Source organism: Martinezella sp. CNPSo 3795, assembly GCF_057784475.1.
On the sequence record NZ_JBXSOQ010000015.1, the window covers coordinates 46,763 to 69,873 of the forward strand.

22 protein-coding genes are annotated in these 23,111 nt (G+C 59.6%); 10 read left to right on the forward strand and 12 right to left on the reverse strand.

The genetic code is table 11. The features are described from left to right. Positions 1-107: 107 nt before the first annotated feature. Positions 108-1,070 carry a S1C family serine protease gene (locus AC13QY_RS28665; RefSeq protein ID WP_152095882.1) on the forward strand — a complete coding sequence of 321 codons (963 nt, stop codon included), beginning with the start codon at positions 108-110 and terminating at the stop codon, positions 1,068-1,070. 57 nt (positions 1,071-1,127) lie between these two features. On the opposite strand, the gene AC13QY_RS28670 is transcribed toward AC13QY_RS28665, so the two are convergent. From AC13QY_RS28670 to ltnD, 6 genes are all read right to left on the reverse strand, one after another. Further along, positions 1,128-1,904 carry an SDR family oxidoreductase gene (locus AC13QY_RS28670; protein ID WP_145319847.1) on the reverse strand — a complete coding sequence of 259 codons (777 nt, stop codon included), beginning with the start codon at positions 1,902-1,904 and terminating at the stop codon, positions 1,128-1,130. Beyond that, a complete protein-coding gene (gene denD, locus AC13QY_RS28675) occupies positions 1,901-2,887 on the reverse strand; it encodes a D-erythronate dehydrogenase (protein ID WP_152095883.1) in 987 nt (328 codons plus the stop codon). Before denD ends, AC13QY_RS28670 begins: the two co-directional genes overlap by 4 nt. A gap of 196 nt (positions 2,888-3,083) precedes the next feature. Next, the gene (locus tag AC13QY_RS28680) at positions 3,084-3,848 is read right to left on the reverse strand and encodes a hydroxypyruvate isomerase family protein (protein ID WP_173004608.1); all 765 of its coding nucleotides are present in this window, start codon (positions 3,846-3,848) and stop codon (positions 3,084-3,086) included. Between the two features lie 2 nt (positions 3,849-3,850). Further along, a complete protein-coding gene (gene otnC / locus AC13QY_RS28685) occupies positions 3,851-4,501 on the reverse strand; it encodes a 3-oxo-tetronate 4-phosphate decarboxylase (RefSeq protein WP_488494363.1) in 651 nt (216 codons plus the stop codon). Then, positions 4,498-5,772 carry a 3-oxo-tetronate kinase gene (otnK, locus tag AC13QY_RS28690; protein WP_113389533.1) on the reverse strand — a complete coding sequence of 425 codons (1,275 nt, stop codon included), beginning with the start codon at positions 5,770-5,772 and terminating at the stop codon, positions 4,498-4,500. The genes otnC and otnK overlap by 4 nt, the downstream gene beginning before the upstream one ends. A 3-nt stretch (positions 5,773-5,775) precedes the next feature. Next, on the reverse strand, positions 5,776-6,684 hold the full coding sequence (ltnD, locus tag AC13QY_RS28695; RefSeq protein ID WP_113389563.1) for an L-threonate dehydrogenase: 909 nt from the start codon (positions 6,682-6,684) through the stop codon (positions 5,776-5,778). Between the two features lie 167 nt (positions 6,685-6,851). Here ltnD and AC13QY_RS28700 point away from each other — a divergent pair, with 167 nt between their 5' ends. Both AC13QY_RS28700 and AC13QY_RS28705 read left to right on the forward strand, forming a co-directional pair. Continuing rightward, a complete protein-coding gene (locus AC13QY_RS28700) occupies positions 6,852-7,874 on the forward strand; it encodes a LacI family DNA-binding transcriptional regulator (RefSeq protein WP_488494364.1) in 1,023 nt (340 codons plus the stop codon). Between the two features lie 231 nt (positions 7,875-8,105). Then, entirely contained in the window at positions 8,106-8,930 is an 825-nt protein-coding gene (locus tag AC13QY_RS28705) for a hypothetical protein (RefSeq protein ID WP_113350973.1), read from the forward strand. Positions 8,931-9,480: 550 nt separating this feature from the next. On the opposite strand, the gene ftrA is transcribed toward AC13QY_RS28705, so the two are convergent. Continuing rightward, complete coding sequence (gene ftrA, locus AC13QY_RS28710) at positions 9,481-10,473, reverse strand: transcriptional regulator FtrA (RefSeq protein WP_113329205.1); 993 nt, start codon at positions 10,471-10,473, stop codon at positions 9,481-9,483. A 113-nt stretch (positions 10,474-10,586) separates the two neighbouring features. Here ftrA and AC13QY_RS28715 point away from each other — a divergent pair, with 113 nt between their 5' ends. Both AC13QY_RS28715 and AC13QY_RS28720 read left to right on the forward strand, forming a co-directional pair. Continuing rightward, positions 10,587-11,210, forward strand: a complete 624-nt coding sequence (locus tag AC13QY_RS28715) for a glutathione S-transferase family protein (protein WP_233788655.1) — start codon at positions 10,587-10,589, stop codon at positions 11,208-11,210. A gap of 135 nt (positions 11,211-11,345) precedes the next feature. Next, positions 11,346-11,717 carry a hypothetical protein gene (locus tag AC13QY_RS28720; RefSeq protein ID WP_168192600.1) on the forward strand — a complete coding sequence of 124 codons (372 nt, stop codon included), beginning with the start codon at positions 11,346-11,348 and terminating at the stop codon, positions 11,715-11,717. A 136-nt stretch (positions 11,718-11,853) separates the two neighbouring features. On the opposite strand, the gene AC13QY_RS28725 is transcribed toward AC13QY_RS28720, so the two are convergent. The 3 genes from AC13QY_RS28725 to AC13QY_RS28735 form a co-directional block, all read right to left on the reverse strand. After that, positions 11,854-12,291, reverse strand: coding sequence for a VOC family protein (locus AC13QY_RS28725; RefSeq protein ID WP_145635565.1), 438 nt, complete (start codon positions 12,289-12,291; stop codon positions 11,854-11,856). 195 nt (positions 12,292-12,486) lie between these two features. Next, a complete protein-coding gene (locus AC13QY_RS28730) occupies positions 12,487-12,708 on the reverse strand; it encodes a hypothetical protein (RefSeq protein ID WP_069609932.1) in 222 nt (73 codons plus the stop codon). A 269-nt stretch (positions 12,709-12,977) separates the two neighbouring features. Further along, positions 12,978-14,165 (reverse strand): helix-turn-helix domain-containing protein, encoded by a 1,188-nt coding sequence (locus tag AC13QY_RS28735; RefSeq protein WP_246661747.1) that lies wholly within the window; start codon positions 14,163-14,165, stop codon positions 12,978-12,980. A 523-nt stretch (positions 14,166-14,688) separates the two neighbouring features. On the opposite strand from AC13QY_RS28735, the gene AC13QY_RS28740 reads away from it, so the two are divergent. Then, positions 14,689-15,726, forward strand: coding sequence for a dipeptidase (locus tag AC13QY_RS28740; RefSeq protein ID WP_145635567.1), 1,038 nt, complete (start codon positions 14,689-14,691; stop codon positions 15,724-15,726). Positions 15,727-15,767: 41 nt separating this feature from the next. Here the strand turns inward: AC13QY_RS28740 and AC13QY_RS28745 are convergent, their stop codons facing one another. Beyond that, positions 15,768-17,135 (reverse strand): cytochrome P450, encoded by a 1,368-nt coding sequence (locus AC13QY_RS28745; protein WP_145635569.1) that lies wholly within the window; start codon positions 17,133-17,135, stop codon positions 15,768-15,770. Between the two features lie 104 nt (positions 17,136-17,239). On the opposite strand from AC13QY_RS28745, the gene AC13QY_RS28750 reads away from it, so the two are divergent. The 4 genes from AC13QY_RS28750 to ftsZ all read left to right on the forward strand — a co-directional run bounded on the left by AC13QY_RS28750 (position 17,240) and on the right by ftsZ (position 21,800). Beyond that, on the forward strand, positions 17,240-17,911 hold the full coding sequence (locus AC13QY_RS28750; protein WP_113329199.1) for a TetR/AcrR family transcriptional regulator: 672 nt from the start codon (positions 17,240-17,242) through the stop codon (positions 17,909-17,911). Positions 17,912-18,096: 185 nt separating this feature from the next. Then, positions 18,097-19,140, forward strand: coding sequence for a substrate-binding domain-containing protein (locus AC13QY_RS28755; RefSeq protein ID WP_145635571.1), 1,044 nt, complete (start codon positions 18,097-18,099; stop codon positions 19,138-19,140). A gap of 71 nt (positions 19,141-19,211) precedes the next feature. Further along, on the forward strand, positions 19,212-20,417 hold the full coding sequence (locus AC13QY_RS28760; protein ID WP_145319873.1) for an acyl-CoA dehydrogenase family protein: 1,206 nt from the start codon (positions 19,212-19,214) through the stop codon (positions 20,415-20,417). Positions 20,418-20,792: 375 nt separating this feature from the next. Beyond that, the gene (gene ftsZ / locus AC13QY_RS28765) at positions 20,793-21,800 is read left to right on the forward strand and encodes a cell division protein FtsZ (RefSeq protein ID WP_145635572.1); all 1,008 of its coding nucleotides are present in this window, start codon (positions 20,793-20,795) and stop codon (positions 21,798-21,800) included. An 82-nt stretch (positions 21,801-21,882) separates the two neighbouring features. Here the strand turns inward: ftsZ and AC13QY_RS28770 are convergent, their stop codons facing one another. Then, positions 21,883-23,100: an SfnB family sulfur acquisition oxidoreductase gene (locus AC13QY_RS28770; protein ID WP_113350981.1), complete on the reverse strand. Its 1,218-nt coding sequence runs from the start codon at positions 23,098-23,100 to the stop codon at positions 21,883-21,885. Positions 23,101-23,111: the final 11 nt, after the last annotated feature.

A 23,111-nucleotide genomic window follows, 5' to 3' on the forward strand; every position in this document is an offset into this window, starting at 1 on the left:
ATCTCATTTGAATAGTCACCACTTCAATCTGTCGAACTGACAGCCTCCTGCCTCCCAACAGTTGCTGCCGGTCCTCGTAGCGACGCGTCCGCGTCGGAGGAGTTTTCATGGGCTTCATTGATCGTGACATCCAGCCGTCATCCGATGCCGGGCTGCTGGATGCCTATTCGCAATCGGTATCGAGTGCCGTCGATTTCGTCGGGCCCGCCGTCAGCCGGATCGAGCGTTTGGGCGGCCGCGCCGGACATGGCTCCGGCTTCGCCATTTCGCCGGACGGCTTGGTTGTCACCAACAATCATGTCGTCGACGACGCCAAAGCCGTACGCATCAAGACCCCGGAAGGTGCGACTGTCGAGGGCAGGGTTCTGGGGCGCGATCCGGATACCGACCTCGCTCTCATCCGCGCCAATGACTGGCCGGGTTATTGGGCGAGACTTGGCGATTCCAAATCGCTGAAGCGCGGTCATATCGCGATCGCCATCGGCAATCCTCTTGGCTTCGAATGGACCGTCACGGCCGGGATTGTCTCGGCGCTTGGCCGCTCCATGCGCGCGGCGAGCGGAAGGCTGATGGAAGACATCATCCAGACCGATGCCGCCCTCAACCCAGGTAATTCCGGCGGTCCGCTGGTCTCCTCGGCGGGTGAAGTCATCGGCGTCAATACCGCCGTTATCCAGGGCGCGCAGAGCATCGCTTTCTCGGTCGCTTCCAACACGGCCAAGCATGTTGTGTCCGAGATCCTGCGTTTCGGCCACGTCCGGCGCGCCTATATTGGCATTGCCGCCGACACGGTCGAGCTGCATCGGCGCATCGCGCTGGAGGCTGGCGTCACGCATTCGACCGCTGTGCGGCTGCGTCGTGTCGAGAAGGATAGCCCGGCCGAAAAGGGCGGACTGCAGGAGGGTGACTACCTGCTCGCCATCGATGGCCAGGCTGTATCCGGCATAGACGATGTCGTCCGGTTGCTCGATGGCGACAAGATCGGCATGGAGATCGAGGTCCTGATCTTCAGCGTTGCCGGCCTGATCGAGCGAAGGCAGGTCAAGCCTTCCGCACGACCCGCAATCTAACGAATAGCCCAAACCACAAAAACGGCAGCATTGCACTCGCGGTACTGCCGTTCTCTTTTATCCTCTGCCGACAAGCGGCATCTTCGTTGCCATGACGGTCATGGAGAGAACATTGGCGTCGAGCGGCAGCGTGGCCATGTAGACGACGGCGCGGGCGACATGCTCTGCCGAAATCGTCGGTTCTGCTGCGGTCTCGCCATTTGCCTGCAGTACGCCGGCGCTCATCCTCGCCGTCATGTCGGTGGCGGCATTGCCGATATCGATCTGCCCGCAGGCGATATCGAAGGGACGGCCATCGAGCGCCGTCGATTTCGTGAGACCGGTGATTGCGTGTTTCGTGGCCGTATAGGGTGCGGAATGCGGCCGCGGCGTCGTTGCCGAGATCGAACCGTTGTTGATGATGCGGCCGCCTTGCGGCACCTGGGCTTTCATCAGGCGGAAGGCCTGCTGCGTGCACAGGAACGCGCCGGTCAGATTGGCTCCGACAATCGCATTCCATTGCTCGAAGCTCAGTTCCTCCATCGGCACGGCCGGCAGGCCCATGCCGGCATTGTTGACCAGAAGGTCGAGGCGGCCATAGCGGTCGGCGATCACATCAAAGAGGCTGCGGACCGATGTGGGGTCGCTGACATCGGCTGCAACCGCAAGAAACTCCGCCCTGGTCTCCTCCGAAAGCTCACGAGCAGCTTTTTCGAGAACATCAGCCCGGCGCCCTGAGATGACGACCCTGAAGCCTGCCGAGCCAAGCGCCTTGGCGATAGCTCGGCCGATGCCGGTGCCGCCGCCGGTCACCAGCGCGATTGCACTTTGTGCGTTCGATGACGCCTCCGTCATGCGACCCTCCCGTCCAGTTCGTCTTCGATATGCGCCCGCAGGATCTCGTCGAAGCTCTGTTCTGCTTCGAAGCCGAGATCACTCGCCCGCTTGGCATCGAACTGCGTCGCCCAGCCGGAAACGATGCGCTCGATCACCGGATCGGATTCGCGGCGGATCAGCGCAACCGCCTTGTCGCCGCCGACACGGCGCAGCGCATCGATCTCATCGGAAACGAGCGCCGAAAGCCCCGGCATGGTGAGATTGCGCCGCGGCCCGATCTTTGCCGTATCGAGCGTTGCCGCATGAACGAAGAAACCGACCGCCGCTCGCGGGCTTGCAAACCAGTGGCGCACCGTATCGCTGACGGGCAGGACAGCCTCTTTGCCGACCAGCGGCTCACGCAGGATGTTGGAAAAAAACCCGGAGGCCGCCTTGTTCGGAGCGCCGGGCCGAACGCAGATGGTTGGCAGTCGGATGCCGATGCCATCGAAAATGCCACGGCGTGAATAATCGGCAAGCAGGAGCTCCGCGATCGCCTTCTGCGTGCCATAGCTCGTCAACGGCGCGGTCAGGAATTCATCGCCGATAACTTCGGGGAAGGGGGTGCCAAACACGGCAATGGAAGAGGCGAAGATGACGCGCGGTACATAGGCGGATTTCAGTCCCTGCTGGCGGATGGCTTCGAAGAGTGCCCGCGTGCCATCGAGATTAACAGAGTACCCCTTGTCGAAATCGGCCTCGGCTTCGCCGGAGACGATGGCGGCCAGATGGAAGATCATATCCGGACGGTCTTCGATGAGCTTTTCTGCAACACGAGCTGTCGCAAGATCGATCGTCAGGGCTTTTGATACGGATTGAAGCGCTTCCGGCACTGGCGGCTGGAAGGCATCGACCAGTGTCAGGCGATCGATGGCTTGCCCGAGAATTTTCGGCTCGGCGGTGATGCGGTTGACGAGCTTGCGGCCGACCATGCCTGCGGCACCCAGGATCAAAACATGCATATCGGATTTTCCTCCCAATAGAGCAATTCCAGGAAAAGTGCGTAGCGGTTTTCCGTCCGGAATTGCGAGAAACAAACAGACGGAGCGGCTCACGGATTCAAGGAAAAGCCGAACTGCTCCAAGCTGACATCAGTATTCGGGACACTTCCCGAGTGAATCTCTTTGAAGGCCGTTAGTCGTTCTCGAAGCCGGTCTCTCATTTGAATGCCTGCAGCCAGGCAAGTCCTGCATCCGTCGTGGTTGCCGGCCGATATTCCGCGCCGATCAGTTTGTCATAGCCAAGCTTTTCCAGGACCTGCAGAATGTGACGATAATCGATCTCCCCATGGTCCGGTTCGCGCCGATCCGGCACGGCAGCGATCTGAATATGGCCGATTGCCGTCATATGATCCTGCAGCCTGCGGGTCAGATCGCCCTGCATGATCTGGATGTGATAGCAGTCGAACATCAGTTTGAGGTTCTCGGCACCGGCCGCGGCTATGATGTCGCGTGCCTGATCCGCCGTTTGAAGGAAGTAGCCTGGCGCATCGCGATAGTTGAGTGGCTCGATCAGGATGGTCGCCCCCATCTTGCTGGCGCGTTCGCACGCATAGCGCAGATTGGCAATGAAGGTGGCCCGCGCGTCATCGCCGGCGGCCTTGCCTGCCATCACATGCACGTTTCGCGCCCCGATGGCGGCTGCATAATCGAGCGCCTGATCGATGAGCAGGCGGGCTTCGTCCTCGCGGCCCGGAATGGCGGCAAGTCCGTTGTCGCCGGCCGCGACATTGCCGCGGGCGGTGTTGAGGCCGAGCATGGGAAGGCCGGTTTCCTCCAATGCCTGACGCACGGCCTCAGCGGGAGTGTCGTAAGGGTAATGGCATTCCACGGCATCGAAGCCGGCGGCCTTGGCGGCGCGGATGGCGTCAGGAAGGGAAAGCTCCTGCCACAGGAATCCCAGATTGGCCGAAAAGCGCGTCATGTTCAGTCCCATTCCACATCATAGGTGCGGACGAGATCGGCGATCTGCGCATCCGTCAACAGCGAAGGATTGGCCCCGCGTGTCAGAATGGCAAGCTTTGCCGTCTCTTCCAGTTCTTCGATTGCATAAACAGCCGCTTCCAGATCTTTCGCCGAGACCACGGGACCATGTGCCGCCAGCATCACGGCGCTGCGCTTGCCGGCCAGGCCGCGGATGGCATCGCCCATGGCCGGATCGCCAGGCATGAAATAGGGCAGGAGTTTCACTTTGCCGAGCTTCATGATCGAATAGGCTGTCAGCGGCGGCAGCATGTTGTCGGCGTCGACGCCGGGCAGGATCGAGAGTGCCACCGAATGGCTGGAGTGGAGATGGACGACGGCGCCTGTCTTTTTCGGCCGGGTCTCATAGAAGGCGGCATGTAGCGGCATTTCCTTCGTCGGCTTGTCGCCGCCGATCAGGCGCCCTTCGCTGTTGAAAAACGAGAGGCGGGCGGGGTCGAGGCGACCGAAGGAGCTGCCCGTCGGCGTCACCAGCAGTCGTCCGTCGCTGAGCCGCGCCGAAATATTGCCGGAGGAGCCAGCGGTCAGGCCGCGATCGTAAAGCGATTTGGCCATCATGCAGATCTGTTCGCGCAGCGCGGCTTCTTCGCTCATGCCGCTCCCAATCTGTCGAAAGCGTCCGTAAAGAAGGTTTCCTCGCCGAAATTGCCAGATTTTAGAGCCAGGGCGACTGTTTCATTCCCAAGGGTCGTGAAAGTCCAAGGCACGCCGGGTGCAATTTCTGGTCCGATAGTCAGATGCGCCGCGCCGAGCGCCTGCGTGATCGCGCCGGATGTCTCGCCGCCTGCAACGACGAAGCGGCGCGTGCCGCAATCGAAAGCGATGCGGGCTATTTTCGAAAGAGCATCCTCGACGACCTGCCCCGCTTTGTCCTTGCCCAGCTGCTCCTGAGCTTGCCGCACCTCGTCGGGTTCGGCGGTGGCATAGATGAGCTTCGGTGCATCGGGAGATTGCTGATGCAACCACTCCAGTGCAGCACTTGCGCCGTTTTGCGCAAGCGCGATCGGATCGAGCCGCAGGCTGGCAACTTTGTCGGCATAGTCGGCAACCTGTCGGCGCGTCATGGCGGAGCAGCTGCCGGATAGGACGATCGAGCCGCCGGTGACCTTTGGCAGTGCCTGTCGATGTTCGGAGAGGCGGACGAGGCCCTGTTCCATGTAAAATCGCGGAAGCTGACCGGCGATCGCGCTGCCGCCCGTCAGCAGCGGCATGTCGAAGGATGCCGCCGCGATCGTTCGAAGATCATTGTCGGATATGGCATCGACAATCACATGCCGAATGCCCTCACTGCCCAACTCCTCCAGCCGTGCTTTCAACGCTACGGCGCCCTTTGAAACTATGTTGCGATTGGCAAGGCCAACCCGGCCGGACACTTGCGGTGTCAGAAGCCGCACGAGGTTGGAATCGCGCATCGGCGTCAGCGGATGATCTTTCATCGGACTCTCCGACAGAAGCTGTTCGCCGACGAAGAGATGACCCATGAAGACGCTGCGTCCGTTCTCCGGAAAGGCGGGGCAATAGATCGTCTGGGTCGCGCCGGTCTCGGTGATCAGCATATCCGCGACTGGACCTATATTGCCTTCGGCCGTGCTGTCGAATGTCGAGCAATATTTCCAGAAGAAGCGGCTAGCACAGGCGTCCTTCAGCCATGCCAGCGCCTGACGTGCCTGATCAACGGCGGTATCGACGGGCGATGTCCGGCATTTGAGGGCGATGACCTCGAAGGCGGCCGTCTCGTTCGGGTCGCGTTTGTCTTGCGGAATGCCGATCCGCAACGAAACGGGCAATCCGCTGCGCGCCAGCAGCGCGGCCAGATCGGTCGCCCCGGTAAAGTCATCCGCGATGCAGCCAAGCAGGAGCGTCATGGCCTAGTCCCTTACGCCCGGCAGGCTGGCACCGCTCCTGGCGGCCAGGATCTTCGCAACGGCTGCGTCATCCTCCAGGCCCAGGCCCGCCTCCGATGCTTCTACAAAGAGGTTGAGCGCCGTTGCTGCAAGTGGAGTAACAGCACCGGCTTTGTCAGCTTCCGAGGTGACGATCCCGAGATCCTTGACAAAAATGTTGACCGCCGAGCGCGGCGTATAATCGCCCGATACGATGTGTTCGCCGCGATTCTCGAACATCCAGGACGAGCCGGCAGATACGCAGATCACGTCATAGAGCGTTTTCAGATCGATGCCGGCCTTGGCGGCGAGCGTCATGGCCTCGGCTGTCGCGGCGATGTGCACCCCGGCCAGCAGCTGGTTGATCATCTTGACCTGCGAGCCGGCGCCCGGGCGATCTCCCAGCCGGAACACCTTGGCCGAGATGGCGTCGAGCACCGCGGAGGTTCGTTCGAAAGCTTCGGGAGTGCCAGATGCCATGACGGTAATCTCACCCGAAAGCGCACGGACATGGCCGCCGGAGACGGGAGCGTCGATAACGAGCATGCCTGCTTCCTCCAGTCGTTCCGCAATGGCGATCGTAGCGCTCGGGGCCATGGTCGTACAGAGCAGGAACACGGTTGAGGGCCGTGCGGTCTTCAGCGCACCGTCTCGGCCGAAAAGCACGTCTTCGACCTGCTTGCTGTTGACGACGTAGACAAGGATCACGTCTACATCGTCGGCCGCTGATGCCGGCGTCGTGCAGGGCGAGCCGCCGTTCTCGGCAAAGCGGGCAAGAACCTCGCTGCGAACATCGCAGCCACTGACGGCAAAACCTGCCTTGAGAAGGGACAGGGCGGCGCCCCAACCCATGGACCCCAGGCCGATGACGGCGGCCTTCTTCGTGTTCTGCACCGTGCTACCTCTGCAATTTTCGGCTATGTTACCGGTACCGGTATCGATAACAAGCCTCAATTTCCCGGTATTTGTCAATAGGAGGATGTTTGCCTTTTTCGGGAAACATTCTATGAAGAGGGGCGGCATCGTGCCAGCCGCCATGGTTCATCGAGGGTTGCTTGGGGATGCGCAAACCCACTCTGGAAGAAGTCGCGATCGAAGCGGGCGTCAGCAAGATGACGGCATCGCGTGCGCTTCGCGGCGTCGCCGACGTTTCCAGCGAGACGCGTGACAGGGTGATCGAAGCAGCGACGCGGATGAACTACGTCGGCAACAGGCTGGCGCTCTCCTTGTCTTCGCAGCGCACCAATCTGGTCGCCGTCGTCGTTCCCAGCATGTCGAACATCGTCTTTCCGGAGGTCCTCGCCGGTATTTCCGCCGGGCTCGACGGTTCCGGCATGCAGGCCGTGTTCGGCATATCTGACTATGATATAGCCAAGGAGCGCGAGATCATCCGCGACATGCTTTCCTGGCAGCCCTGCGCCATCATCGTCACCGGGCTCGATCAGCCGGAGGAGACCGTGGAGCTGCTCCGCCACTCCAATATTCCGGTTATCCAGCTCATGGATCTCGATGGCACGCCGATCGATTTCAATGTCGGACTGTCTCATAGTGCGGCGGGGGAGGATATGGCCGAGGCGCTGATTGCGGCGGGACGAAGACGGTTCGGTTATGTCGGCAGTGCTCTGGTAAAGGATCTGCGCGCGGCCAAGCGCAAGGCCGGCTTCGAACGCGTCCTGCATGCCCATGGTCTGGGGTTTGCCGAGCAGCGGATAGAAGATGCCTTTTCCTCGATCGCGCTTGGAAAGCGGCTCACGACATCGCTGCTTGCAGCGGTGCCGGATCTCGATTGCATCTATTATTCCAACGACGACATGGCGAGCGGCGGCTTGTTTGCCTGCATGGAGCTGGGTGTCGCGGTTCCTGAGAAGATCCTGATTGCCGGCTTCAACGGGCTGGATCTGGTCGCTTCGCTACCCGCGCCGATCGCAACCTCCCGCTCGCCCCGACGCGCTATTGGTGAGGTTGCGGCGCAATTGGTGCGCCATGCGGTCGTGACCGGCGGGGATGCAATGCGGAAAACCGTAGCGTTCAAGCCGACAATCGTGGGAATCGATGGTTATGGAGCGGCTGAGGGCGCTTCCTGATATCTCTTCATAATTCCTCCCTTCCGACGCATGCCTAGATTGATGTCGGCGACAGGTCCGTTTGAACCAGATGAGCCGTGATGCCTGCATGTGGGTTCCAGCCCTTTTAAGCCTAAGCTTTGCAACAAGATTTCCCCGAAAATCCACAGTTCGGAAATATTTGGAAACCGGCAGGCCAAGACGATCGGATAGACGCATGGGGAGTTATCTTATTGCGGAGTCCGACTGCCGATGTTCCTGACCAATCCGTGGCAACGGGAAGAGCTGAGCCATATCGTTGTCACCACCTTTCATGAAAAGGGTTATCGTGACTACGGCAAGAAATGTATCGAGACCTTCCTTGCCTGCTGGCCGAAGGAAGTCTCTTTGGTCGTCTATGCCGAGAATGTCGGAATCGAGGAGAAGGACCGCCGTCTTCTGGTTTTCGATCATTGCGAGACATTGCCCCGGCTGCGCGGCTTTCGCGATGCCTATGGTAGCGAACCGCAGGCAAATGGATATATCTCGTCACGCAATGGGCTGGTGCGGGATTTCCGGTGGGACGCCGTGCGCTTTTCCAACAAGGTCTTTGCGGTCGCCGATGCCGTCAGGCGCTATCATAACACGGTCGATCAACTGATATGGCTCGATGCCGATACCGTGACCCATAGGCCCATTCCGAAGAGTTTTCTCGATGGAATCGCCCCGCGTGGAAATCAGCTTGCCGCCTATCTGAACAGGAGAATCTATCCCGAATGCGGATGGGTGGGATACAACCTGCGTCATCCGGCGATATTGACCTTCATCGACCGTTTCGAAGGGGCTTATTCCTCCGGCTATTTCCTGACGCTGAAGGAAAGCCATGACAGCTTCGTCTTCTGGAAGGTGCTCCAGCAGATGGAACAGGACAAGGAAGCCAGATTCAGGCGGCTCGGCTCAAGTCTGACGAAAACCCATGTTTTCATCAATAGTGTCCTGGGCGGTTATCTGGATCATTTGAAGGGTGACAGGAAGGCTGAGGGAAGGAGCCGCCGGCGTGATCTTAAATGGCATCGCCGCGAACCATGGTGGCAATGATTTCCGATCATTTGTAGCGGTGAAAGCCTCATTTCTGCTGGGTGTGGGCGCAGACGATCAAGTTGTTTTTTAGGGTGCATGGCACTAATCTGGGTAGCATTGAGGGATTGGGAATTCATGCACGACGATTCGATCCTGCCGACAGAGATCGCTGTTTTACTTGGCTTGATATGCAATATAGGCGCTCCGCTTCTGGCCTTTTGGGTGGCGGGAAAATTGCCTCGATTTCGCCTCTGGATTCATGGTGTCGCTTTCGTTGCTATCCTTGCCTCGCCGTTGACGGCGATGATCCTCGGGTTGCCTGATCTGCTCCCTGAAGAGGAGGAAAGCCCCGGCGCTCGCTTTGCGTTTCTGCCTCTGATCGTCGAGGCAGCCATCATCGTCCTGCTCTATTGCCTGGCCGGGGCGATGCTTCTATCCCAATCTGTCCATTCGGCAATCACAGACTGGCACCGCGGAGATGGGCTCTCGCGGGCGACGCCACGTCCTCGCCGTACAGCCGGGAGCAGATCCTACATCTCCAAAGGCTCCAAATCGCGATAGATATTGTTCAGTTAGACGCACGGGATTGTTGTTCGCCGTCGGAGCTGCGGAATCGCGATCGATAGGCTGTCGGTGACAATCCGACGCTTGTGCGAAAATGATGACGGAAGTTTGCAGCGCTTCCCAGACCGACATGCATTGCGATGACCGAAACAGGAAGGCTTGTTTCTTCCAGAAGCTCGCGTGATCGCGCGAGACGCTCGTTTTGAAGCCATTCCCCGGGTGCGACCCCCGTCGCCTCGCGAATGTGACGATGCAGGCTCCGCACGCTTACGCATGCTTCTTCCGCCATGCGCTGGACGCTCCATTGTTGTGCGAGGTCTCTTCGGATCGCATCCAGCAGAGCGGATAGCCGCGTGGCACCGCGCCCTGCGACCGGGCGCTCGATGAACTGCATTTGGCCGCCTTCGCGATGGGCGGCGACGACAAGGCGCCGGGCCACGCTATTGGCTGCCTTGGCGCCGAAATCCTTGCGCACGACATGAATGCAAAGATCGAGCCCGGCCGCACTGCCGGCCGATGTCAATATGTCGCCTTCGTCGACATAGAGGGAATGCGGCTCGACATCGATTTCCGGATAGGCGGAAGCAAGCCTTGCGGCATGATGCCAATGGGTCGTCGCGCGTCTGCCGGACAACAGGCCGGTTTGAGCCAGCACGAAGGCGCCTCCGCAGATCGACACCAGCCGGACACCTTTGGCGTGGGCTTTCCGCAGCGCTTCGAGAAGCGGCTCGGGAGCCGCGGCGCCCGGCCCCCGCCAACCCGGTATGACGATCGTATCCGCCTGATCGAACAGCTCAAGGCCACCGTCCGAATTGACGGTCAGGCCGCCGGCACCTCGAATGGGTCCGGGCTCTACTGCAGCGGTCATGCAGCGATACCAGCCCGGCCCCATTTCCGGTCGCGATAATCCGAACACTTCGAAGGCGCATCCGAATTCGAAGGTGCAGAGCTGGTCATAGGCGGCGATGACGACAAGCGGGTTGGCGTTCTTTGGCATGATCCTTGCGCTAATGGCTTTTTCGGCCACTGGCAATAGCCGTCCGCCCACGACTACTATTCCTCATCGGATCGCGGCGCGGTCCTTGCGCTTGTCCAAGCAAAGAGATGGTGATGGTGGATATGAGACTGATCGGAATGCTGGATTCACCTTTTGTCAGGCGTGTGGCGATCTCGCTGCGCGCACTCGATATAGCATTCGTGCATGAGCCGCTTTCTGTTTTCAGCGCTTTCGAGGCTTTTGCCGATATCAATCCTGTCGTGAAGGCGCCGTCGCTTGTCACGGATGACGGAACCGTCTTGATGGATTCGAGCCTAATACTTGCGCATGCCGAACGCATCGCGCCGTCGGGGCGCAGCCTCATGCCCGTCGATCCGCAGGATCATGCCCGGTCTCTGCGCATCATCGGTCTTGCGTTGGCAGCGTGTGAAAAGACGGTTCAGATCGTCTACGAGCATAAGCTGCGTCCTATGGAAAAGCAGCATCAGCCCTGGCTTGATCGAATTCATGGTCAGCTTGCGGCGGCGTACCGTCTGCTGGAGGCGGAAATGCCGCAGGCCGATCCCTGGCTCTTCGGTAGACGGCCGCTCCAGGCTGATATCACCAGTGTTGTCGCGTTTCGCTTTACGCGCGAGATGCTGCCCGATGCCCTCGATGTAAAGGCTTGCCCGCGCCTTCATGCGCTGTCGGTGCGTGCCGAGGAGAGCGCGGAATTTCGCGCCTTTCCCTTCAGCTGAGACATGTCGCGCAAAAGCGCTGCGATTGGGCGGCAGCGCGGCACCCAATCCAGTTCCGACTGCGTTCAGGCAGAGTTCATGCGAATCGGCATATCTTTATTCTTGTCTACAAGACAGGAAATGGGGGTAAGGGAAATGCTTGAAGGTTTGGTACGGATTTCGCGTGTTGCCGTGGTCGGATTGGCCGCGTTGCAACTGATGACGTCTGTCGCTTCGGCGCAGTATTATGGCGGCGATGACGATTATGCACCGCCGCCCTGGCAGCGTGACCAGGGTCGAGACTGGAGAGGTCCGCCGCGCGGCTGGGATCGTGACCGCGACAGGGGCTGGGATCGTGACCGCGGTTGCGACAGACGCGATCTCATGCGCGCCGCGCGGGCGGAAGGCTTCCGTCGCATTGATTCGGTCGACAGTAACGGACGCCGCATCGTCGTTCGCGGCTGGAACGATGGCGGTCCGGACCGCATGGTCTTCGCCAATCGGCGCGGCTGCCCGGTCCTCGACTGACGCTCGAAATAGAGCATAAGCGGAAGCCGAGTGTGGGTCGGCCTCCGCTTACATCACGGCAGCGCATGCTCTCGACTGGCTGAAAGCCATGCGTTTGCTGCGACCTTCGAGTTTTACGATAGCTTTGCCGCGCCTTTCAGGCGGCGGCGAATTTCTTTTTTGTGACCGTGACGCTGCCGATTTGCTCGGATTTGGCGGATATTTTGGCGTCAGCGCTTTGCTGCCTGACCAGAAACTGCCAATATATGCCCCATGGATCTCTCACAAGGCCGCGATCGTCCGGACGGCTTTTCCCCAGCGCATAACGCAAACGGTCCGCCTCGTCCTGTGTCGCACATTCGACTGTGATGGAAGAACTATGCTCCGAGCGGTCGAATGGCCCTGCCTCGAAGCCCATATAGGCGCGATTTCCAAGTGTGAAACCTGCAAACTTTACGCTACCGGCGGGTCCATTCAGATTGTCGGTGAGAATACTTGAGACCCATCCGGCTGCCGAACCCGGGATAAGCGACGTATAAAGTTCGATCGCCGTTTCCATGTCATGTTGAAACCAGAGATGTTGTCTGATCTTCATCGTGACCTGCTTTCTACAAATCTTGCCTGGATGGGGCAGGGCATGAAGGAAGCATGCTGACTGCTTGCCGAATAAAATTCATGCCGCCGGTGAGCCGCCTTCTTGTTCTCTTGAGCGGTGTCACCGACGGCATGCTGGAGAGTTGCTCCTAACCGTTCGTGCTCACCCCTGCGGAGCTCGGACGGACGCGGTACACTATTTCTCAGCAACTCTACCAGCGAGAGCCATCACATAGTCATCGGCAATATCGGCCAAGGTCAAAGCAACCTCGGGCTCGTTCCAGCCGGCAGCGAGCGCCATTTGAACAAAGTCACGAAAGGCCACTTCAAGGACCTCTTCGCGCTCGACTGCGCGGTATGAGTCATTGACGGGATGCTGAGGCTTGCTGATCTCTATTGTCTGGCGAGTAGATACCATTGCTGTTTTCCCTATGACTTGCCCCGTTGGACGCACAGTACATTCACCAAACACTAGGGCTTCGGTCTCCGAACGACTATTCTTCTTCTTTTTTAATGGGTTACGCACCATATGTCGTTAGACGTGCATCCGGAAACTTGCAGCAGCGTCCATTTTCGCAATTGCTGAAGTGCGGTTTCGGGTCGACACGGGGATTGGTGGGAAGATGTGCCCTTCGCTTGCGCGTGCCCACCGGTGCGCACGCGTCTCGAGGCATCGAAATCCGCGGTCTAGTGATAATAGCCGAGGGTTTTCAGCCATTCGTCGAAGGAGTGGCTGCTGCCGGAGGATGCCGGCGAGATGACCTGCCCGAGATAGCGCGGGATGGTAAGGTTTCTGGCTTCACGGGGACTATAGCCGAACTCCTTGCCGAAGGCTCGGCTGAAGTGCGCTGCCGAGGAAAAGCCGACTGCAAAGGCAATGTCGACGATCTGTTCCCGATTGGCGGGATCGCTGAGGGCGGCATGAGCCGACAGGAGGCGACGGCGCTGAATATAGTGATGCACGCCGCCATATTGTTCGAATATTTGATAGAGCCTGGTACGGGATATGCCGAGCTCACGGCATATGTGCTCTACCGTCAGATCGCCCGAAATGAGATTGCTTTCCACGAACCGCCGCACGCGTTCCGTCAGGGCGAGAATGCTATGCTGTTCCGTGCCGGTCGATTGTGCCGCCGAGGTCGAAACGGAGGCCACAATCATATTGCGCACCGTCTGGACGACGTGCGGCAGATCGGTGGCTGCAAACCGCGCGAGATTGTTTTCGACGCTATCGAGGAATTCGATCAACATGCTGGTAAACACGCCGGAGAGCGCAATATTGTTCTCGATCTCGACCGGTGTGGGAACGTCGAACAGCAATGCCCTCGGCAGGAAGAGCGAGAGGCCCTTCGCCTCCGTCGAGCGCCCTCGAAAAGGGTGTCCCAGCGATCGCAGTTCCACCTTGCCCGGCTCGCCTTCCAGAACGTGGCCATCGACTTCCGTCCAGGTCCGGCCACTGGTCGGCACTGAGACCTGCCAGTGATCGATGTGATTGGTTTTCACCTTCGCCTGCGATCGCATGTAGCTATGGGGCGGCGTATCCTGTTGAACGATGAGCATGCCGCCAAGATTCCACGCGATATGATCGGCCGGAAAGCCGGCTTCCGGCGGGATATTGTCCGGCAATCGCACGTCGGCCACGGGAGCGACATAAGCTTGCCAGGCGGCAAATTGCGCGGCCGGCTCGATGTCGCGCGTCGAAAACTTCAGCGGCTGCAAGGCTGGAGGCGGCAGGGCTTCCTCCGTCGCCGCCTTCTCCGGTCGCGGGAAGCGCCGCCGTTCTGACTGTAATGACTTCCTGTCCTTGCGCCATGACGATTCTTTCGCCTCGTCTGACGCAGATCCGGATCGTTCCTCGCGCCGAAAATCAGACAATCCGTTCTCCTCGAATACGGCTAGAACAGGACATGAGCGCCGCCATCTACGCTCCATCCATTATTCAAGCAGACGGCTGTCTCCGCTTCGAGCCGCCTTCTTCAGCAAGCTGGTATGCTGCTGTAATTCCTGCCGTATTCCCAGCTCTTTCACCATACTAAAGCTTTCATTTGCTGCGCATTTTAGAAAAAGCAAGTGTTGCGGGTCGCCAAACCTATATTCCCGCTGCAATTGCCGCAAAATATTGCGCTGGCTGAGCCGATTTGTCTCGTGCAGGCACATCTGCCACGTCAAAAGCGAAAACTCGCTCCATGGAGACGCTCTGCAAAACCGCTGCGAAACTATTCCGCCTTTGCCTCGCCGCCTTGGCACCGCCCGGCCGCCATCGTAATTTCCGAACGTTTTCACAGCGGGGTCTTGCAACCGACCAATTCCATTTTCGCAGATCCTATACGTAGTTTGCAGTTGCCCATTCCGCCAAGCTTGCCTAGGCAGATATCAACTGCAATTTTTGGAATGAGACATGACCGAATCCTCGATAATCCCCGTCTTCGATGGCCATAATGACGTGCTGCTCCGGCTGCGCCGCGGTGGCTTGAATTCCGTCGATGCTTTCCTGAATGGCGAAGCTGCCGGACATATCGATCTGCCTCGCGCTCGCCGTGGCGGTCTCGCGGGCGGCCTCTGCGCCATATTTATCCCGTCGCCGGATCAGCCGAAGGCGGAAAATGCCGATTTCGCAACACCTGCTCAGCCCGACGCGCTGAATGAAACTCTGGCCATGGCGCGGCTTCTGCTTGCGATTGAAGCGCGCTCCCAGGGAGCCGTGAAGGTCTGCCGCACGGCCGGTGATATCAAGCGGTCGATTGCCGAAGGCCAGTTTGCTGCCGTATTCCACATCGAAGGTGCGGAAGCGGTCGCGGCCGATCTCGATGCTCTCTACGTTCTGCATCAGGCCGGCCTGCGCACGCTCGGGCCGGTCTGGAGCCGCCCCAATGTCTTTGCCTATGGTGTGCCTTTCCGGTTTCCTTCGTCGCCCGATATCGGCCCAGGGCTCACCGACGCCGGCAAGGATCTGATCCGCGCCAGCAACGAGCTCAGGATCATGATCGATCTCTCGCATATGAACGAGCAGGGATTCTGGGATATCGCCAAGCTGTCGAATGCGCCGCTGGTCGCCTCGCATTCCAATGCGCATGCCATCAGCCCTCACAGCCGCAATCTGACCGACAAGCAGCTCGACGCGATCCGCGATACCGGCGGCCTGGTCGGCATCAATTTCGGCGTGCTCTTCCTGCGGGATGATGGTGTTAGAAACACCGATACGCCGCTCGAAGTCCTCGTTCGCCACGTCGCTTACATTGCTGAGCGTATCGGCATCGAGCATGTCGCGCTCGGCTCCGATTTCGACGGCACGACCATTCCAGCGGCGCTCAGCGATGCGAGCGGCTTGCCGAAGCTGATCGAAGCCCTGCGCGCGCACGGGTTCGACGATCAGTCGCTTGCCAAAATCGCCCATCAGAACTGGGTCCGTGTCCTCGAACAAACTTGGGGCGGCTGAGACGCCCCCTCGTTTCTGTTCGGGGCAGACGACCCGCTCGACTATCGCTCCACGAGATTGATCGACAGCGGATGCATGGGCCGCAACGTAACCTTCATGACCGGCTTGGGCGAAGACTCGGTCGAGCCGGTTACGCGGAATTTCTGCAGGAGTACGGCGAGGATCGCGACGGCCTCCATCATTGCAAAGCCATTGCCGATGCAGACGCGCGGGCCGGCACCGAAGGGCATGAAGGTGTAGCGATGGCGATTTCGCGCCACCGCCGGCTCAAAGCGGTCGGGATCAAAAAGCTGCGGGTCTTCCCAAAGATCCGCATGATGATGCACGGCGTAGATCGGTACATAGATAATGGTGCCCGCCGGTATCATGTGCGTGCCGATGGCAAATTCGCTAGTGACCGCGCGCGAAACGATTGGCGCCGGCGGATAGAGCCGCATGGCTTCCGAAAAGACCTGCCTGGTGTAGGTGAGCTTGCCGAGATGTTCTGCCGTCAGCGGGCCGCCCTCGGTCACGGTGGCAATTTCTTCAAAGAGCTTGGCCTGGCAATCCGGATGGCGCGCAAGAAGATGGAAGGTCCAGGCAAGACCGAGCGCCGTCGTCTCGTGCCCGGCGGTGATGAAGGTCATCAGATTGTCGATGATCTCTTCATCGGTCATCATGCGACCGGTTTCGGGGTCGGCTGCGTTAAGCAGCATGGAAACCAGATCGCTCCGTTCCCCGCCGCTGCGGCGTCGTTCGGCAATCACCGTACCAAGGGTCGTTCGCAGGAAGGCAACGGCCGATCGCGCCTTCTCCTTGCCGGGATGGGGCATCCAGTCGGGCAGGCCAAGAAGGCCGAGCGCGAATTTCCAGCCGGTCGGCTTGAGGTAGTTGGTAATATTGTGCTCGACCTTGTCGACATCGATGCCTTCGCCGCCCGACATCATCGTATCGACGATAATATCGAAGGTGGTGCGCATCATTTCCTGACACAGGTCGATGGGGCTGTTCTTACGGGTGAGCCAGAGATCACGCCTGCGCCCGGCCGCCGCAATCATGGCTGGCTGCAGTTCCAACAGTTTTTCATGGCGAAAGGCGCCGGCCACCGACTGTCGCTGCCATTTCCAATGGGCGCCATCGGAGGTCAGAATGCCGTTGCCGAGAGCCGGGCCTAGCACGCGGCGCACATCTTCGCCTTTGCTGAGCGCGTCGGAATTGCGCACCAGCGCCTGATAGATGAGCTCGGGATCGGCCAGATAGATCCGCAGTTTTCCACCCACCTTGGTGAAGACCATGGGCTCGGTGAAGATTTCCGGCGGCAGTGCGTCGAGCGGATTGCGGATCAGCGACAGGAGGACATGCGGCATTGAGCGCGGAGTGAGGGGAAATGTCGTCTGCGAGAGATCGGCAGCGTTCACACGTGCATTCATCCTTCAGTCTCCTTGTTCAGCCCGGCGGATGCCTGTAGATCAGGATTAAGGTATTTGCCTTACAAAGAATAAGGTGGATACCTTAGAGCTTCAAGGGGGACGAGATGACGGCCAGCAAAGGTGGGAAGAAGGACGTGGCTGCGCGGCCCGATACGCGCGAGCGGATTCTCGTCTCGACATTGTCGCTCTTCAATCAGAAAGGACCGGAAGCCGTCACCACGGCGGAAATCGCCAAGGCCGTGCACATCAACCAGGGCAATCTCTATTATCATTTCCGCACCAAGGAGTCGCTTGTCCTGGCCTTGTTTTCTCGCTTCGAAGCCGATGCATTGGCGCTCGTCAGGCAGGCCGATTCCGTAGAAGGGGCGGATTCAAAAGCCTATGCCGGCTTTTTGCGCAAATGGTTCTCGCTAGTCTGGACCCATCGCTTCCTCTTTCGCGATATTCCCGGCCTGTTGGCAATCGCACCTGGCTTGAGAGGGCCGATCCTGATGGTCAGCGCCGGCATGCGTGTTTCCGTCGATGCCATTTTTCAGCGCATGGAAGAGGCTGGCTTGATCAGCACCGCCGCGGAGGAGCGCAATGCATTGATGACCAATATGCGGATCGTTGCCACCTATTGGGCCGTCTATCTCGGTCTTCAGGAAGGTGTGGGGGAATTGACGCCTCAGCATGTGCATTGGGGGCTCGGCCAGGTCGCGAGCCTGTTGCGACCCTATCTCTCGCCACAGGCACGGGCCGATCTCGAGGAAATGCTCGCGGAACCCTTCGCCTGAGGCTTTTCCGCCGGGTAAGTCCTTGCCGCCATTCCCTCGGCAAACGAACAAAGAATCTCCGAAGCCAGCCAAAATCGGATGATTTAATCTACTAAAAATATAGGGTTTATATCTAATAATTGCATGCGTCGCAGGGTCATCTATCCGTCAGACGACGCTTCCGATGGATCGTGAGGATCGCAACGATGAGATTATTCACACGGCTTGCCCTGTCGGCCGTTGCCCCGCTTCTTCTGGCACAGACGGCGCTGGCTGCCGGTGTGAACGGTGCGCCTGCGCCTTTCGACAAGGGTGGCGTAAAAGTTGCTCTGGTCAGCTACATTTCCGCCGGCGATTTCTTCCAGGCCTATCAGGCGGGTGCCGAAGCGCAGGCCAAGGCGCTCGATATCGATCTTCGCGTTTTCCCCGGGCGCCAGGACGCAGCCGCCCAGCGTGAACAGATCCTTCAGGCGATCAATCTCGGCGTTTCCGCCATCGTCATCGATCACGGTCTACCAGAATCACTTGGCGACGTCGTTCAGCAGGCGCTCGACAAGGGTATCAAGGTCGTTGCCTTTGACGTCAATCTCAACAATCCTAGGGTTCCACAGGTCGAGCAGAGCGATCACGAACTTGCCGACCTCGCCCTGAAGCAGGTGGTCAAGGAAAATGGCGACAGTTTCAAGGCGGGCTATGTCTATGTCGCCGGCTTTGCTCCGCTCGACCGCCGCAATGAGGTCTGGGATGCTTTCAAGAAGCAGAATGCCGGTGTCGTCGAAAAGGCTCGCTTCGGTAACGTCAGCGATACGACCGCGACCTCGACTGCCGATCAGGCAAAGGCGGCGCTGGCGGCCAATCCCGATATATCAGTCGTCTTCGCACCCTATGACGAGTTTGCCCGCGGCGTGAAGCTTGCTGCCACGGATCTCGGCATTGCCGACAAACTGAAGATCTACTCGGCCGACGTATCGACGGCCGACATTCAGGAAATCACCGAACCGGGCAGCCCATGGGTGGCTACGGTCGCGACCAATCCGGCCGTCGTCGGCGCCGTTTCCATCCGTGCCGCCGCCTTGCAGGTCGCGGGGCAGGAGGTTCCGCATCAGATCACCGTCAAGCCGACGCTGCTGACGCAGGAAGGACTTCGCGCCGCCAACGTCCAGACGATTGAGGAACTGGCCAAGAAAGTTCCCGCCTTCAGCGCCAGCGATGCAGTGACCGCCAGCTGGATCCCGGACAAGCTTTTTTAAGCAGCCATTGTCGATATGTCGGCGGGATTTCCGATCCCACCAGATTACGCTACTGAACCGGAGTTCACATCATGAGCCAGTCCAACGTCATCTTTGCGGGCAATCGTAATGTCACGCGGGAAGATCTCTTTGCCAGAGCGGAAGAGATTGCAGCCGATCTTTCCAAGCGCGCCGCAGAGCTTGACCGCGAAGGCCGGCCGCCGCTTGGCGAGATCGTCAAGCTGAAAAATGCCGGCTTGCTGAACGCGCTGCACGGGTCGCAGATCGGTGGCGGCGGCCTCGATTGGGTGGATGGTTTGCGGCTGGTGCGCATTCTTGCGCGCGGTGAGAGCTCCATCGGCCAGCTTCTCGGCTATCACTACGTCAACAGCCAGTACATCTATTGGGCCTTTGACGAGGCCCGCGCCCAGGAGCTCGGCGGCAAGACGGTCGCCAATAGCCTTTACTGGGGTGCAGCAGTCAATCCGCGCGATCCCGGCCTCGTGCTGACGCGCCGCGGCAACGGCTATGTCCTGAACGGCCGCAAGTCCTTTTCCACGGCCGCGCATGTCTCCGATTACGTCAACGCCAATGCCGCGCTTGATGACCGGATCGTTGGCTTTGCCGTCCCGACCAATCGGGCCGGTTACAAAGCCAATGACGACTGGGACAATTTCGGCCAGCGTCTCTCCGACAGCGGCAGTGTCGAGTTCCACGATTTTCCTGTTTACGAAGAGGACCTAGACAAGGCGGCATCGACCGGTGGCGAAGCGCCGGTGCTTGCGACCTTCAACACGCCGCTCATCCAGCTTGTTTTCGTCAATTTCTATCTGGGCACAGCGGAGGGTGCGCTACGCGAGGCTGTCGATTATGTCCGCACGACGACGCGGCCCTGGATCACTTCCGGTGTCGAACGGGCATCGGACGACCCTTATATTCTGGAGCGTGTCGGTGAATTTACCGCAGCCCTCAAGGCATCCGCCGCCCTGGCCGACAGCGCTGCTGCGACGGTTCAGGAAGCTCTTGCTAGAGGACACAAGGCAACGGCGCGCGAGCGCGGTGAAGCAGCGGCCGAAGCCTATGCGGCGAAGGTGCACGCGACCCACGTTGCCCTCGATATCACCTCGCGCGTCTTCGAGCTGACCGGCGCGCGCTCGACCGCGGAGAAATATCGCTTCGATCGCTTCTGGCGCAATGTGCGGACGCACACCCTGCACGATCCGGTCTTTTACAAGGCCAAGGAGGTCGGCGAGTTCGTGCTCAATGACCGGATTCCAGAGGTCAGCCTCTACAGCTAAACGCCGGGGCGGGGACGCGGCGGAGTTTAAGAAGTGGATCGGCTCGTAATCCGAGCTGATGGTGACTTCATCCGCACTCAAGATCGATCAGCGTCATTGGCATCTGGTGTGGCGTGGACCAGTGTTGGAACACGCCACAGCTTCAAACAGGCTCGCCCGCTTGTGGTCTCCCGCGATGCTGGACGATTGATGTTCTGATATCCGGCTCATAAATCCTGTGCTCAACTCACTATTCTGTGGAGGGCTGCCGCCGCACGCCGCAATGCGCACACGTTCCTCACTAGGATCTCTTCCATCACGAATCGCTCCAATGTCCGTTTCCAATAGGGACAGGCGATCGCGATTGAGAATGAAATTGATCCAATGGAGTCCTTCATGGCAGACATGCGCGCACCACTTTCCGGGGTGATACCGAAGATTTCCGTCGTCGGTGTCGGCGGTGGCGGCGGCAACGCGATCAACAACATGATCGCGCAACAACTTCAGGGCGTTGAATTTATAGCGGCAAATACGGATGCACAGGCGCTTGCGACGTCCAAAGCGACCAGGCGCATTCAACTTGGCGCACAAGTGACGGAAGGTCTCGGTGCAGGCTCCCTGCCGGACATCGGACGAGCCGCCGCCGAGGAATCCATCGATGAGATCATGGATCATCTCCACGGTACGCATATGTGCTTCGTGACGGCCGGAATGGGTGGTGGCACCGGCACGGGCGCCGCCCCGATCATTGCTCAGGCCGCGCGTCAGGCGGGCATCCTCACGGTCGGAGTCGTCACCAAGCCTTTTACCTTCGAGGGTAACCGACGCATGCGCACGGCCGACCAGGGCATCGAGCGGCTGCGCGAAAGTGCGGATACCGTCATTGTCATCCCCAATCAGAACCTGTTTCGCATTGCGGACGCCACGACCACCTTCGAGAATGCCTTTGTGACTGCGGATCGGGTCCTGTATGCGGGCGTCAGCTGCATTACGGATCTGATCATTAAGGAAGGTCTCATCAATCTCGACTTCGCCGACGTCAAATCCGTGATGCGGGGAATGGGGCGCGCGATGATGGGAACGGGCGAGGCGTCAGGGCCGGGCCGCGCGCTGAAAGCGGCAGACGCCGCCGTCTCCAATCCGCTTCTCGACGATATGAGCATGAAGGGCGCGCGGGGTGTGCTGATCTCCATTTCCGGCGGGACAGATATGACGTTGTTCGAGGTCGATGAGGCCGCCAGTCGCATCCGCGACGAAGTCTTTGCCGATGCCGATATCGTCGTCGGTGCGATCTTCGACAAGACTCTCGACGGGGTGTTCAGGGTATCGGTCGTTGCAACCGGTCTGGAAAGCCTCGCGGCGGCCGCCGATCAGTCCATGGAACTCCATATGGATCGGCACTAGCTGGCCTCAGCGTGGCGCTCCTGACTTACGCCTTTGTTTGTATGAAAGCCCCGGCGTCTGCGACGGGGCCTTCGTCTATCCGTCAAAGCGCGCCATTCTTCGGCGGAATGACATCGTTCAGGTGATAATTGCCGACGACGTGATATTTCCATCGAACGGGGTCGTGAAGCGTATGCGTGCGGGCATTGCGCCAGTGACGGTCGAGATTGAGGTCGAGCTTCACGGAGGCTGTTCCGGCAAGCTCGAAAAGCGTGTTCGTCGCTTCGATCGCGATTTCCGTCGTCAGTGCCTTGGCTGCCGCAACGGCCAGCGTCGCCTCGACCACCCGCTTCTCCGTCGTCTCGACCTGAGCGGCATCTACCTTGCGGCCGGCGCGTTCGATGGTCGCAGCCGCCGCTTCAAGCCGGATGGCGATCTGGCCGATCTTGGCGATCGTTAGCGGATCGTCGCTGGCGCGGTCGACGCCACTATCCATCCAGGGGCGTGACCTGGTTTTCACGAAATCGAGCGTTTCCGCGAAAGCGGCCCGGGCAATGCCGAGATCGACGCCGGCATGGATGATCTGGCCGACGGAACCGATCGTCGTCGGCCGCTCGAAGCCCTTATGATGCAGGACGACATGGTCGGCGTTCACATAGACATTGTTGAGCGCCGTCGTGCCGCTGCCTGTCGTACGTTGTCCGAAGCCATCCCAATCGTCGATGATTTCGACGCCCTCCGTACCCTTCGGCACGAAAGCCATGACCAGCTTGTCAGCTTCATCCAGCGCGAAGACGGTGATCCAATCGGCAAAGAGAACGCCCGTCGAATAGAACTTGCGGCCATTGATGCGATAGCCGGGTCCATCGCGAGTAATGCGGGTATTATAGTGCCCGACCGTTTTCGTGCCCCGCTCGGACAAGGCATTGCCGAATCGGTCGCCGGCCAATGCGCGGCTGAAGAAGAAGCGTTTCTGATCCTCGGAGCCATCGACGCGCAGAGCCTCAAGGATATAGAAATGGTTCTGCGGGATCTGTCCAATCGAGCCATCCGCCTCAGCCAGGATCGCCGTGATCTCGGCCAGCGCCGCATTCGAAACATCGAGACCACCATATTCCTCGGGGACGGTGATCGCCAGCAGTCCGGATTGTGCCAGGGCATCCATCTCGGCAAAGGGGAGCAGCCTCTCGCTGTCGCGCTCCGAGGCGCTAGCGGCAAAGCGTGCTGCAAGCTCCTGCGCGACGGCCAGCGCTTGTTGCTCGGTCTCCAGTACCGTGGCCTCCGGATGCGTGGCGTTGATATGGTGCAATTGCGCGTTCATGGACAGGCTCC

Coding starts and splice junctions, on each gene's coding strand:
- AC13QY_RS28665 (WP_152095882.1), top strand. CDS start 108: ATGGGCTTCATTGATCGTGACATCCAGCCGTCATCCGATGCCGGGCTG.
- AC13QY_RS28670 (WP_145319847.1), bottom strand. CDS start 1,904: ATGACGGAGGCGTCATCGAACGCACAAAGTGCAATCGCGCTGGTGACC.
- denD (WP_152095883.1), bottom strand. CDS start 2,887: ATGCATGTTTTGATCCTGGGTGCCGCAGGCATGGTCGGCCGCAAGCTC.
- AC13QY_RS28680 (WP_173004608.1), bottom strand. CDS start 3,848: ATGACGCGCTTTTCGGCCAATCTGGGATTCCTGTGGCAGGAGCTTTCC.
- otnC (WP_488494363.1), bottom strand. CDS start 4,501: ATGAGCGAAGAAGCCGCGCTGCGCGAACAGATCTGCATGATGGCCAAA.
- otnK (WP_113389533.1), bottom strand. CDS start 5,772: ATGACGCTCCTGCTTGGCTGCATCGCGGATGACTTTACCGGGGCGACC.
- AC13QY_RS28700 (WP_488494364.1), top strand. CDS start 6,852: ATGCGCAAACCCACTCTGGAAGAAGTCGCGATCGAAGCGGGCGTCAGC.
- AC13QY_RS28705 (WP_113350973.1), top strand. CDS start 8,106: ATGTTCCTGACCAATCCGTGGCAACGGGAAGAGCTGAGCCATATCGTT.
- ftrA (WP_113329205.1), bottom strand. CDS start 10,473: ATGCCAAAGAACGCCAACCCGCTTGTCGTCATCGCCGCCTATGACCAG.
- AC13QY_RS28715 (WP_233788655.1), top strand. CDS start 10,587: ATGGTGGATATGAGACTGATCGGAATGCTGGATTCACCTTTTGTCAGG.
- AC13QY_RS28720 (WP_168192600.1), top strand. CDS start 11,346: ATGCTTGAAGGTTTGGTACGGATTTCGCGTGTTGCCGTGGTCGGATTG.
- AC13QY_RS28725 (WP_145635565.1), bottom strand. CDS start 12,291: ATGAAGATCAGACAACATCTCTGGTTTCAACATGACATGGAAACGGCG.
- AC13QY_RS28730 (WP_069609932.1), bottom strand. CDS start 12,708: ATGGTATCTACTCGCCAGACAATAGAGATCAGCAAGCCTCAGCATCCC.
- AC13QY_RS28740 (WP_145635567.1), top strand. CDS start 14,689: ATGACCGAATCCTCGATAATCCCCGTCTTCGATGGCCATAATGACGTG.
- AC13QY_RS28745 (WP_145635569.1), bottom strand. CDS start 17,135: ATGAATGCACGTGTGAACGCTGCCGATCTCTCGCAGACGACATTTCCC.
- AC13QY_RS28750 (WP_113329199.1), top strand. CDS start 17,240: ATGACGGCCAGCAAAGGTGGGAAGAAGGACGTGGCTGCGCGGCCCGAT.
- AC13QY_RS28755 (WP_145635571.1), top strand. CDS start 18,097: ATGAGATTATTCACACGGCTTGCCCTGTCGGCCGTTGCCCCGCTTCTT.
- AC13QY_RS28760 (WP_145319873.1), top strand. CDS start 19,212: ATGAGCCAGTCCAACGTCATCTTTGCGGGCAATCGTAATGTCACGCGG.
- ftsZ (WP_145635572.1), top strand. CDS start 20,793: ATGGCAGACATGCGCGCACCACTTTCCGGGGTGATACCGAAGATTTCC.
- AC13QY_RS28770 (WP_113350981.1), bottom strand. CDS start 23,100: ATGAACGCGCAATTGCACCATATCAACGCCACGCATCCGGAGGCCACG.